This window comes from Rossellomorea aquimaris TF-12, from assembly GCF_001648555.1.
In the GTDB taxonomy this organism is placed as follows: domain Bacteria; phylum Bacillota; class Bacilli; order Bacillales; family Bacillaceae_B; genus Rossellomorea; species Rossellomorea aquimaris.
Map to the genome: position 1 here is coordinate 423,031 of NZ_LQXM01000028.1, position 12,015 is coordinate 435,045.

General features: G+C 35.6%; 11 protein-coding genes and 1 pseudogene. 9 read left to right on the plus strand and 3 right to left on the minus strand.

Annotation, left to right across the window (positions count from 1 at the left end; translation table 11 throughout):
- The first annotated feature begins 20 nt into the window (after positions 1-20).
- The 5 genes from IQI_RS13455 to IQI_RS13470 all read left to right on the plus strand — a co-directional run bounded on the left by IQI_RS13455 (position 21) and on the right by IQI_RS13470 (position 3,797).
- A complete protein-coding gene (locus tag IQI_RS13455; protein ID WP_064093160.1) occupies positions 21-593 on the plus strand; it encodes a tyrosine-type recombinase/integrase in 573 nt (190 codons plus the stop codon).
- Between the two features lie 45 nt (positions 594-638).
- Entirely contained in the window at positions 639-806 is a 168-nt protein-coding gene (locus tag IQI_RS21070) for a tyrosine-type recombinase/integrase (RefSeq protein ID WP_268874493.1), read from the plus strand.
- 690 nt (positions 807-1,496) lie between these two features.
- Positions 1,497-2,810 (plus strand): hypothetical protein, encoded by a 1,314-nt coding sequence (locus IQI_RS13460; protein ID WP_064093161.1) that lies wholly within the window; start codon positions 1,497-1,499, stop codon positions 2,808-2,810.
- Positions 2,811-2,886: 76 nt separating this feature from the next.
- Complete coding sequence (locus IQI_RS13465) at positions 2,887-3,075, plus strand: hypothetical protein (protein WP_064093162.1); 189 nt, start codon at positions 2,887-2,889, stop codon at positions 3,073-3,075.
- A 194-nt stretch (positions 3,076-3,269) separates the two neighbouring features.
- Positions 3,270-3,797, plus strand: coding sequence for a hypothetical protein (locus IQI_RS13470; RefSeq protein ID WP_064093163.1), 528 nt, complete (start codon positions 3,270-3,272; stop codon positions 3,795-3,797).
- 77 nt (positions 3,798-3,874) lie between these two features.
- On the opposite strand, the pseudogene IQI_RS21340 reads toward IQI_RS13470, so the two are convergent.
- Positions 3,875-4,032, minus strand: a pseudogene (locus IQI_RS21340) (IS1595 family transposase); the annotation flags it as partial.
- A 309-nt stretch (positions 4,033-4,341) separates the two neighbouring features.
- On the minus strand, positions 4,342-4,905 hold the full coding sequence (locus IQI_RS13475; RefSeq protein ID WP_064093164.1) for a hypothetical protein: 564 nt from the start codon (positions 4,903-4,905) through the stop codon (positions 4,342-4,344).
- Between the two features lie 405 nt (positions 4,906-5,310).
- Here IQI_RS13475 and treP point away from each other — a divergent pair, with 405 nt between their 5' ends.
- The 3 genes from treP to IQI_RS20350 all read left to right on the plus strand — a co-directional run bounded on the left by treP (position 5,311) and on the right by IQI_RS20350 (position 8,981).
- Positions 5,311-6,726: a PTS system trehalose-specific EIIBC component gene (gene treP / locus IQI_RS13480; protein WP_064093165.1), complete on the plus strand. Its 1,416-nt coding sequence runs from the start codon at positions 5,311-5,313 to the stop codon at positions 6,724-6,726.
- 270 nt (positions 6,727-6,996) lie between these two features.
- Positions 6,997-8,682 (plus strand): alpha,alpha-phosphotrehalase, encoded by a 1,686-nt coding sequence (gene treC / locus IQI_RS13485; protein WP_064093188.1) that lies wholly within the window; start codon positions 6,997-6,999, stop codon positions 8,680-8,682.
- Positions 8,683-8,807: 125 nt separating this feature from the next.
- Entirely contained in the window at positions 8,808-8,981 is a 174-nt protein-coding gene (locus IQI_RS20350; protein WP_082892710.1) for an aspartyl-phosphate phosphatase Spo0E family protein, read from the plus strand.
- 849 nt (positions 8,982-9,830) lie between these two features.
- Here IQI_RS20350 and IQI_RS13495 read toward each other — a convergent pair.
- Positions 9,831-10,424 carry a nuclear transport factor 2 family protein gene (locus IQI_RS13495; protein ID WP_064093167.1) on the minus strand — a complete coding sequence of 198 codons (594 nt, stop codon included), beginning with the start codon at positions 10,422-10,424 and terminating at the stop codon, positions 9,831-9,833.
- 107 nt (positions 10,425-10,531) lie between these two features.
- Between IQI_RS13495 and treR the strand changes: the two genes are divergently transcribed.
- Entirely contained in the window at positions 10,532-11,254 is a 723-nt protein-coding gene (gene treR, locus IQI_RS13500) for a trehalose operon repressor (RefSeq protein ID WP_064093168.1), read from the plus strand.
- Positions 11,255-12,015 lie beyond the last annotated feature (761 nt).

Sequence of the window (12,015 nt, forward strand, 5' to 3'; positions counted from 1 at the left end):
AGTACCTAGAGAACTCTCCGATGAAATCACGGTGGGCCCCTCGATTACCACAACCTGTTCCAAAATATGTAGAAAAGAGGGGCATCGCCAAAGTGCGAATCCAAACAGAAAAAAAGATACTACGAGATCAATTATTGTTTGAGTTTCTCCTATCATCCGGTTGCCGTGTTGCAGAAGCTCAACAGCTAGATATAGATGATGTTAATTTAGAGTATCGAACGGCCCGGATTACAGGAAAGGGGGAAAAAATTCGTCAAGTTCATTTTACGGAACGATGCGCCTACCTTTTTGAGAAATACTTAGAATCGCACCCGAAAAATGTAAAAGCTGTATTTATTAGCTCAAAAGGAAAACGACTTTCAAAACGAAGAATCCAAATTATCATCAATGAAATTGGTGAAGAGGCAGGGGTAACCCCACGGCTATACCCCCATAAACTACGTCATACATTTGCGACAGAACTGTTAGCGAAAGGAGCCGATTTATCTTTTATTGGAGGTGAACTGGGTCATTCGGATATTGCGACGACTCGAATTTATGCAAGGCTGCCGAAGAAAGAAATCATCTCTATGTATCGAAAATTTATGGGATAAAGGAGAAAACACTCATGCAATTAGATTCGTGTACTTGGATTTCATATTTCTCCTCATATCTTAAGACATACTTTCGCAGCTCATTTAGCACAAAAAGGAATGCCGCTTGAAGGAATTCAAGACCTATTAGGTCATGTAGATCCAAAGAACACTCAGATTTATACAAAACTATATGAAGAAGTTAAAAAGGAATTATATGATGAGTGGATGTGAACGATCTTAAATCATTTAATAAAGTTAGCCCCTTTATTTAGGGGTTCCGTTCTGGAAGCGAAAATCACAAATAACATCATAAAATCAGGCTAATTCGTATATGAGTTAGACCTGATTTTTTATTAATTATATCAATGTTTTATTTTACTTTCATGATATATTAGCACTCTGATTAGCACCCATACTAGCAATTGGACAGTCATTGCCCAATTTAAAAAAGCGAGCCAAATAACGTGCTATATTACCTTTTCACTTTATGTTCCTTCTGAATAACTACTCATAGAACCTCTCTTGTAAGTTTTCTATTATAAAGGGCCATTTAATGGAAGGAGGGTGTTGTTGTGAATTAGAAATAATTAGTACAGGGCCCAATACTCATTGGTTCGAGCAAAAGCGAGGAAGTGGACTTATCAAAACTTCCTTATCGTCGTAATAGAAAGATTTAATAAAAATTAGAAGGAATGAAATTATGATTAGTTTAGTCCCTTTATCAAAAATAAATCAACTACATTTATCAAAAATCTTATAGATATCGTGCTATATAAAGAGAATGCTTCCTTTTTGGTAATATTTATTCTTTTAGGAATATTTTTACAATTTAAGTATTTTATACTATATAATAATTTTGAGGGTATTTAGGCCTAAAAATATCTCTTTTTTTTACAAATTACAAGAGAAGAGGAAAATTTAATGAAGATTCGATTATTGAAAGTGAGTATTGCTTCTGCAATTGCTTTAGGTTTAGCTACGTCTCCTTATAACGTTAATTTAGGAGAAGATTCTATTTCCATTGTACAGGCACAAGAAAACAAGAGTTCAAATCTTGTATTTTATAGTAGTGATAAAGACCTAGATAAAACCCTTGAGAAGGCAATTAACAAAAAAGACGACGATTTTGTTGAGGGTATTAAGCATAAGGTAGAAAAGTCTAAATTGAATTTTGAAAAACTAGATGATAAAAATAATTTTAAGAAAATGAGCAGCGCTACTGCATTAGCATTCGATATAAATGAAGTAAGAAATGACTCCAAACTTATAAATGTGTTGAAAACAGAACTCCAAAACGGGAAAAGAATTTACTTGTTTGGTGGTCTTACTCTTAAAGAATACAGTGAACTACTAGATGTTGAACTTAAGGTAACCCTCCAAGGTAACCAAGTTAGTAAAGAAATCAATTTAACTGCAGACATCACAGATGAAAAAGCGACGGATGATACAAAGAAAACCGATGATACTAAACACGATATTGTAGGCTATACGCTTAAAGATGAGCCGGTTGCTCTTTACACAAATTCCATTTCTAAATACAATGAAGATGAAAGCTTAATTACGAATACCGAACAAGATTATTTGGAGAGTATTTTGAAGAAAGAATCTGTTATGATTGATGAAAAAACAGAATTAAATCAATTCGGTTTCATTAAAAAGAATACAGCTTCAGCAGCGCAAGTGAAAAGAGCATCACGCTATGACCTCACTAGAACAGTAAAAAATATTAGTACAACAGTTGGAGAATATACCACACAATGGTTTCTTTATCAGGAGCTTTCAGAAACCGATTACACCTATGATGACTTCGCTATACAGGATGAAACTTATGTTGATGCTTATAATGGTTACAGAGCTATCAAAATGACGATCAAACACTCATTCCCGTACAGTCCTGATGAGTGGAGAAAGTCTAGGCCATTGTCAGATTCTGATGGTTCATACTCATATACTTTGGGTTACCCATGGGGAATTTCCGGTAGTTTTACCATTTCTGCAGAACCTAATATTTCAAGAACATACGGAACCGCTGAAGATTGGATAAATTGGACAGTCACCGATTACAATCTCGAAAGTTCAAATGAGTATATAATGACGACTGCTTGGGGTTCTACTGGAACATTGGCGGCTATAGATGTTAATAAAGCAGTAACGTTTAAGTCGGGAATTGATCATACTTTAACCGGTTCACAGTATTTTACTCCAAGGTATGATTACACTACAAGAAATCAATAAAAATCTCAGACAAAAGAATTTATTATTCTTTTGTCTGTTTCTATATTTAAATTAAATTAGAGAAGAGGTCACCTATATGGAAATAAAAAGTATTGGCATATTATTGTCCTGTCTTGCAATTTTAACTTTTGCAGTTGTAAAGGCAATGGAAGAAACAGCTAGATATATATCTGATGGCACATTTGATTTTATCGGTTGGTTCATATACCTTTTGATTTTCTTGGTTTTCTTGGTGGGTATTATTTTAATATTAAAAAGGAAATAGTAGTGATAGGACCTTCTCATTAGGTCCTATCTTTGTGTGACGAAGTAAAGTGTAAAAATAATTTAAAAACTATTTTTACAACTTACATTCATAATAGGCTCTTTTAAAGTCTAATGTTGATATTATACAGAAAAAGATAACTTCCCAATCGGAAGTTATCTTTTGTTATAATATATAAAAAAAGAGGGTCAGCAATGTATAAATTATTTTTATATTCATCGGTTTGTATACTAATCACTTTCATAATCCTATCAGGAGTAGGATCTACCCCCATAAAAGTCGTTCTAGGTATTATTGGGCTAACCTTTATACCACAGGTAAGAAAAAAACTTTATAAAACTCCACTTGTGATTATAAAAAGCAAGGTTGCTCTTTATACTTCTTTATTTTTAACCTTATTGATGATATTCCCTGATATTGATTTAATGATAAAAGAACCGAATAGTGTCTTCTCTGGTTTTACTATTAGTATTCTTATTTTTTCATCTAGCTTGTTAGGAACCATTATATATGGAATACCCGTATCATTATTTTCAGATTTAATTACAGCCAATGTTAAGAAGTATCGTTTCTACATTTCTTTTTTAGTGCATATGGGATTCGGCTTGCTATCTTTTTTCTTTCTCGGTCCACTTATGAATGTAGTTACTATATGTGCAATATTATTTTTCCTTATAGATGAACTTTGTAAGAAAAAAAAATACTTTCCTTACGAAATCTAACTTGTTAAACTGCATTTTATGCGGTTATTTTATTGTAAAAAATGAGGCAAACATTACCTCTATGCAGAAGTTCTCTTCTGTTCGTTACGTATTCCACTTTTTTTCGCGAACCACCACGATTGCGAGGTATTCTGTCTTTAATCTTTCTCGGCCCTTTTTCTGAATATAAAAAATAGGTCTCGTCCAATTCAACGATACCTTCAAAATCTGATATTTCCATTTGCTTTAAATATGACTAATTCAGCATAGTACGTAAAGAATATCCCTCTATTATCCATTTAAAAAATTTGATTAAGTCGGCAAGTTCAATATAGAGCAGTATTTGTTTGGCCAACCTTTTAAAAAGAGGATAAAAGGGTTTTCTTTGTGTGGAATATTTTACAAAATTGTTTTATTACATGTTTAAATTGTAAAAGCAAATAGTAGTAAGGAAACTACATAGTGAACATACAAAAGTTGTATATAACTTTAGTTTGAAACGGAGTATGAACGTTATAGTAGTTAAACTCAAACCTTATAAAGATTTAATTTATAGGGATAACAACTATACGCTAAATCTGCCTTTTCGGAAAGGCTTTTCGATACCTAGTTCCGCTAATTTCTCTTGGGCTTCTTCTTTCGTTATTTCTCCTGCCTCTACTTGTTTACGAATGTCATCCAGTTTCTGACGTGTTTCTTCATCTAATTCTGGACGGTCGTGTCCATGGTGAGGGGGCTTTTTGACACCTAATTCGGCTAGTCTTGATTGTGCTTCTTCCTCTGTTATTTCACCTGATTCTACTTGAGCTCGAATGTCTTCTAAAGCCTGCTTCGTTTCTTCATCTAGATCTTGGAAGCCATGTTTGCCTCTTTTTCCGAATGGAGGATGTACACCTAAGGCTTCCATTTTTTCATGTGCTTCTTCTTTTGTAATGGTTCCATCCTCTACTTGTTGTTTAATCTCTTCTAGCTTTGCCTTCGTTTCTTCATCTAATGGAGCTTGTTCTTGAATCGTTGAATTTGGTTGTGTAGTCGTTTGATCCTCTTGAGCAGCAGCATAGGCGGTCGGAGCAATAATCGCTAATGATAATGCCCCAGCAATAAATTTAGTTGATAATACGTTTAACATTTTTTCACCCTCCAAATTAAATTGTTTATATCCTACAAGACTTATGATAAATGCCTAATGTGTCAGCTGAATGTCAGGGTTGTACGATTTGAAATTTTTTTCTGAAGGATTGCTCTTTATGGAAAAACAACGTGAAAACAGTTTTCAAAAAATACTTCTTCTATCATTTGGAAATGAAAACGCTCTATTTTTTATTGACAACTTGTATATACATGAATAAAATAAGAGTATATCTTGTATATACAACAAAACCCTAATTGTGAAAGCGCTGTTACGAAATAGTATAAAAAGACACGTTTTCAGCACACTATTTAGGGGAATTCCATTAATAAATGAAAGCGTCTACATGGCTTTCGATCATTTCCGGGAAGTGCCTGGCACCCCGAATCCTAGGGAGGGAATTTCATGAGCGTGAATAAAGAATCCGTTCTAGAGATTATTGATGCGATTGGTGGTAAGGAGAATATTCAGACTGCCACCCATTGTGTGACTCGTCTTCGTTTAGTATTGAAGGATGAGGAAAAAGTAGATAAAGAAAAATTAGAAGCGATTGATCTTGTAAAAGGATCGTTCTCTTCAAATGGGCAGTTCCAAGTCGTTATTGGACAAGGTCTTGTGAATAAAGCGTATCAAATTTTAGCAGAAGAAACAGGTCTTGAGAAAGCATCGAAGCAGGATGTAAAAGATGCCGCTACTCAAAACTTAAACCCTCTGCAGCGCGCAATTAAAGTGTTAGCAGATATTTTCATTCCGATTTTACCAGCAATCGTAACAGCCGGTTTATTAATGGGACTGAACAATATCTTAACAGGCCCTGGCATTTTTTATGATGAAAAATCCGTAATCGATGTTCATAAACAGTGGGCTGATTTCGCTTCGATTATTAACTTAATTGCCAATACGGCATTTGTATTCCTGCCTGGTCTCATTGGTTGGTCAGCCGTTAAGCGTTTTGGAGGAAGTCCTTTACTAGGTATCGTATTAGGTCTTATGTTGGTTCATCCGGACTTACTGAACGCATGGTCTTATGCAAGTGCTGAAAAGATTCCAACATGGAATCTATTTGGATTCGAAGTAGACAAAATTGGGTATCAAGGACAAGTATTACCGATCTTATTCGCTTCTTATTTATTAGCAAAAATTGAACTGTTCTTAGATAAGCGTGTCCATGACTCGATTAAATTGTTAGTCGTAGCTCCAGTAGCTCTTTTAATCACAGGATTTGCTGCCTTTATTTTAATCGGACCAGTTACATTCTTTATCGGTAACGTTTTAACTGACAGTGTTGTCTGGGTATTTGACTCTGTTTCTTGGCTAGGTGGACTACTATACGGTGGACTTTATGCCGTCATGGTTATCACAGGAATGCACCATACATTCCTAGCCGTTGACTTACAGCTAGTCGGAAATCAAGGCGGAACCTTCCTATGGCCAATCCTTGCACTTTCAAACATTGCCCAGGGATCAGCTGCCCTTGCCATGATGGTTGTAGCCAAAAAAGAAAACGAAAAACTGCGCGGTTTAGCAGGAACTTCAGCGATTTCAGCGTATTTAGGAATCACAGAACCTGCTATGTTCGGGGTCAACCTCCGCTACCGCTACCCATTCATTAGTGCCTTAATTGGATCAGCCATTGGTGGTGTCCTTCTAGCGATGACGGGTACAAAAGCATTCTCCATCGGGGTCGGTGGATTACCAGGATTCCTATCCATCATCCCTGAATACTGGGTTCCATTCTTCATCGGAATGGCCATCTGTATCGTCGTACCATTCGTACTAACAATTGTTTGGTCTAAATTCAGTAAAAATGAAGTGATTTAAATAATAGAGAAAAAGATAGACAAGTAAAACAAGGGGGCGAAATGGATTCTGAACATTTACTGAAGTAAGTGTTTAGAATCTCGTTCCCCTTTTTTGTTGGAGGGACGGACCTCATCAGCTTGTATAAGTGAGGAGTTTCCTGTGTTTTTGGTGTGTTGTTTTGATTAGTATGTTGTGGAGGTCCGTCCCTCAAGCAATTTGAATGAACGAGGGACGGACCTCTTAACGAACCAACTAATAAACCTATTAGATAAGGAAGGTGTATACATTATGAAGCAACCTTGGTGGAAGAAGGCGGTTGTGTATCAGATTTATCCGAAGAGTTTTAATGATACGTCAGGTAATGGCGTTGGTGATATTAAGGGGATTACAGCGAAGTTAGATTATTTGAAGAAGCTTGGTATTGATGTGGTGTGGCTTACTCCAATTTATAAGTCTCCACAAAAAGACAATGGGTATGACATTAGTGATTATTTCAATATTCATGATGAGTACGGGACCATGGAGGATTTTGATGAACTACTAGAACAAGCTCATCAACGAGGCATCAAAATCATCATGGATATCGTCATCAATCATACTTCTACTGAAAATCAATGGTTCATCGAGTCTCGTCAATCAAATGATAATGAGTATCGTGATTTTTACATTTGGAAGGATGGAAAGCCTGACGGAACAGAGCCAACGAACTGGCAATCGAAATTCGGCGGCAACGCTTGGCAGTATGATGAAGAAACTGGCCAATACTACCTTCACCTCTTTGACGTAAATCAAGCGGACTTGAACTGGGAAAACGATGAGGTTCGCCAAAAGCTTTATGACATGATGCACTTCTGGCTGAAAAAAGGTGTGGATGGCTTCCGTTTAGATGTGATTAACCTCATTTCAAAGGATCAGGATTTCCCTGACGACGACGGGTCCGTCCCTCCAGGAGATGGTCGGAAATTCTATACAGATGGTCCTAAAGTTCATGATTATATGCAGGAGATGAACAGGGAAGTATTTTCCGAGTACGATATTATGACGGTTGGGGAGATGTCTTCTACTACGATTGATCATTGTATAAAGTATTCGCGGCCAGACCGGAAAGAGCTTAGTATGACCTTTAACTTTCATCATTTAAAGGTTGATTATCCTAACGGTGAAAAATGGTCCGTAGCAGACTTTGATTTTCTTAAATTAAAGGAAATCTTATCGACATGGCAGAGGGAAATGCACAAAGGCGGCGGTTGGAATGCTTTATTCTGGTGTAACCACGATCAGCCCCGTATTGTGTCCCGCTACGGAAATGACGGAGAATACCATAATGAATCGGCAAAAATGCTGGCAACCACGATTCATATGATGCAAGGGACTCCTTATATCTATCAAGGAGAAGAATTCGGAATGACCAACCCGAAATTCACTAGCATCGATGAATACCGAGATGTAGAGTCCATCAACATCTTTAACATTTTAAAAGAACAAGGTAAATCTGAAGATGAAATTCTAGAAATCCTGCGTCATAAATCCCGTGACAATTCGAGAACTCCCGTGCAATGGAATTCTGAAGAAAATGCGGGATTCACAAGTGGAACTCCATGGATTCCTGTGGCAAAAAACTATCCTAAAATTAATGCAGAGCAAGCCCTAGAGGATGAACACTCTGTCTTCTATCACTATCAAAAATTAACTTCTTTACGCAAGGAATACGACATCATAATTGACGGAGACTATCAATTGATCTTAGAGGATCATAAAGATATCTTTGCCTATGTCCGCAATGGCGACGGAGAGAAACTTCTTGTGATAAATAACTTTTATGGAAAAGAAACAACGTTCACCCTTCCAAGTGAGGTAGATGTTGAAGGCTGGTCCAGTGAAATTCTTTTATCGAACTATGATGATACGGCTACAAAATATGAGAACATCACCCTTCGCCCTTATGAGTCTGTGGTGTTTCGATTTACAAAATAAGAGGGAATTCTAACAGCATTGTTCAGATGAACAGTGCTGTTTTTACTATCCGTTAACCCCTATCAAAAAACAGTTAACAAGATAAGAAGGAATATGTCATAATAAGTAAAAAAGGAGTGCTGACTATGAATTCATCAATAGAAGTTCAATCCACCCGTCAAGCAATGGAAGCGAAAAGAGTAGAGTTACAGCATTTCGCTCTTACATATGGGTATGCTCATCCAACTACCCTTCGTCTAAGTCAGGAGCTTGATGAATTATTTAATTTGTTTTGTGAGTTAAGTGAGATAAATAAGTAGATCGATCAAGCATTTTATATTTAAACCGCTGTTAAATAAGTCTGTTGATTGTTTACAAACTCGACCAACCATTCTATAATCAAGAAAATATTGGTTGGTGAGTAAATCCGAATGGCATAGGTATATATCATTAATGATATTAATAAGTTTAGCACCACCGGACTTAGATCGCTTAAAAGAGCTTTTAACAAGTCTCTTACTCCTTTTACAAAAAATGAAACTGTAACTAATGAGCTAAATGAAATAAGGTAATTGAAAAATTGCTAACGTTTCATATTCAACTAGCAAAATATCAATAATGGTAAGGTGATTGTTATGCAATATATAAAATCATATTTAATAGGTTGTCTTGTAAGTTCCATGTTTTTTCTTTTTTTCTTTTTCTTCTACGGAACATTAATAGATGGAGACTTTGAAATTTTGTCTTTACCATTTATATTTGCATTTACCTTTCCTATTTACATGTTAATTGCAAACCCTATTACAGTTTTAGTAAGAAATTTATTAAAGAGAAGTATGAGGTATTATTTACCTTTTCTTATTTTTATAATGACAATTGTGTCATACCTGTTTAATTTTCTAACAACAGAAGCGCAAATGATTGGCGGAATTTCAGGAAAAGATTATATTCATATAATCGTATTTTGCTTAATTACAGCAATTCCTTCTGTGCTGGGAGTTGAATATTATAAAAGAAACTATAACATATAGTATGTTAATTTTTTCTAGGATATTTAAGAGAACTTCTTGATTCTCGCTCTTTGGTTTACAAATAGATTAGAGGTTTCCCTTATTCAAATATTTAAAAAAGACTGTGTGAAAAACTTCCACACAGCCCTAGTTTTATCCCTATTCTTGATTGTCCTCTTTACTTGCTAAAAAGAAAATAGCCGAAACCTTCCAACCATCGTCCTTCTTTTGGAACACGGTTACTTGTTTGCCGGAACGCGTAACTTCTTTATCACTCTTCGGATCCTTTGTTGTGGCTTCAATCTCAGCATACACATCTGCTTTTTTTGCAGAGTAATTAATAATCTTCACATTTTCAGCTGTACGTTTTGAATCCACTTGATCAAAAATTCGTTTTACATAACGCTCTTCATCTTCATACTTAAAATTGATAGGATTTTTTGATATAACACTCATATATGATTCAAAATCCTCGTTATTAAACGACTCAATATATTGATTAAAGGTATCAGTTATTTCCTTTTTCTCTTCGTCAGGAACACCTTCAGCTTCCTTTAGTGTGCTGCTGTCATCCAGCATTTGTGTCATTTGATTCAGTGAAGCCGCTTCATCTGTTTTAGGATCCTCACTCGGTTTTACTTGCTCTGTTTCCTTCGTTTCTTCCTTCTTCTCTTCTTCACCGCCACAAGCAGCTAACAATAATGTGCTCATGCCAATTCCCATCATGATTTTCTTCCAATGCTGTTTCGACAATTCTCTTCACCCTTTTCTAAAATTTGCGCTATCTACATTCTATTGAAAATATTCACAACACTCAAGTTCAATCTCACTCATTATGGTAAAATAAAGTTGGTGATATTATGACAAAGAATAACAAATACAAACAAATCTTTGAAGATCTCTCTGAAAAAATACAAAACGGTACCTACACAGCCAATACCATTCTACCTTCAGAAAACGAGCTGTCCGTCATGTATACTACTTCAAGAGAAACCATTCGAAAAGCGCTTACATTATTAGCTCAAAAAGGATTCATTCAAAAACTCCGGGGAAAAGGGTCCCTCGTATTAGATGTGTCTAGAATGAGTTTTCCTATTTCAGGACTGGTCAGCTTTAAAGAGTTGCAGAACTCAATGGGCAGAGATAACATTCAAACCTTCGTTTATGATTTAAGTTTGATTCGTACTGACGAACAGCTTTCTTCCCAACTCGAAACCTCTCTGAACACAGAGGCATGGCAAATTATTCGTTCTCGTCAAATCCAGGGAGAGAGAATTATTTTGGACAAGTCTTACTTTCTAAAAGAGCAGGTCCCATTCCTCACAAAAGAAATATGTGAGAACTCAATCTATGAGTATCTAGAAGGGGAATTGAAGCTTCCTATCGATTTTGCCAAAAAAGAAATTGTTGTTGAAGAGTGTACAGATGAAGATCGAGAGTACTTGGATTTAAAGGAATATGATCATGTGGTCGTGGTGAAGAATTATGTGCATTTGAAGGATGCTACGTTATTTGAATACACAGAGTCGCGACATCGTTTGGATATGTTTCGGTTTGTTGATTTTGCGAGGAGAAAGCATTAGGTGGCGGTCCACTTCTTTAAGGGGGAGTGGATTTTTTGTGTGGAATGGGAAATGTATAGTTGATGATAAATGTGTAGAGTTGATCATAAACGTATATTGTTGATTATAAATTGTTCAACCCGACAACAAATTTAACTGATTTTTTGAAGTTGAAAATAAAAGTACGAAAGTTGAAAATAAATTCTCAAATGTTGATAATATATCTTCTCCGCACTCTTTTTCGAATGTAGATTCACCCTATTTTGAGCTCTCAGATTACATTTTCAATACCCAAATCCCTTTAATTTGTCCTTTTTTATAAAAACACTCTCTATTTGCTTGAAAAAACCACATTTTCAGCAATTCCAAACAAAAAAGAATCCTCCTCAATCATCATATAAAATTTATCGTACTTCTACCCAACCATTTTAATCGCAGTGACAACAGCTAGGGGGAATAGGCGTTTTTCAGATGGAATGGGGTATGTTTTAGTTGAGGATTAACGTGTAGAGTTGATTATAAATCATTTAACCTGATAATAAATTCAACTGATTCGTTGAATTTGATAATAAATGTTCAAAAGTTGAAAATAAATTCATGAAAGTTGAAAATAAAATCTCAAATGTTGATAATATATCTTCTCCACACTCTTTTTCAAATTTAGTGTCACCCTAATTTGACCTCTCAGACTACTTTTTCAACATCCCAACCCCTTTAATTTGTCCTTTTTTTTAAAAACACTCTCTATTTGCTTGAAAAAACCACATTTTCAGCAATTCCAA

What these genes read in the sequence shown, in the direction of transcription:
- IQI_RS13455 (WP_064093160.1), top strand. Translation starts at nt 21, where the DNA reads ATGAAATCACGGTGGGCCCCTCGATTACCACAACCTGTTCCAAAATAT.
- IQI_RS13460 (WP_064093161.1), top strand. Translation starts at nt 1,497, where the DNA reads ATGAAGATTCGATTATTGAAAGTGAGTATTGCTTCTGCAATTGCTTTA.
- IQI_RS13465 (WP_064093162.1), top strand. Translation starts at nt 2,887, where the DNA reads ATGGAAATAAAAAGTATTGGCATATTATTGTCCTGTCTTGCAATTTTA.
- IQI_RS13470 (WP_064093163.1), top strand. Translation starts at nt 3,270, where the DNA reads ATGTATAAATTATTTTTATATTCATCGGTTTGTATACTAATCACTTTC.
- IQI_RS13475 (WP_064093164.1), bottom strand. Translation starts at nt 4,905, where the DNA reads ATGTTAAACGTATTATCAACTAAATTTATTGCTGGGGCATTATCATTA.
- treP (WP_064093165.1), top strand. Translation starts at nt 5,311, where the DNA reads ATGAGCGTGAATAAAGAATCCGTTCTAGAGATTATTGATGCGATTGGT.
- treC (WP_064093188.1), top strand. Translation starts at nt 6,997, where the DNA reads ATGAAGCAACCTTGGTGGAAGAAGGCGGTTGTGTATCAGATTTATCCG.
- IQI_RS20350 (WP_082892710.1), top strand. Translation starts at nt 8,808, where the DNA reads ATGAATTCATCAATAGAAGTTCAATCCACCCGTCAAGCAATGGAAGCG.
- treR (WP_064093168.1), top strand. Translation starts at nt 10,532, where the DNA reads ATGACAAAGAATAACAAATACAAACAAATCTTTGAAGATCTCTCTGAA.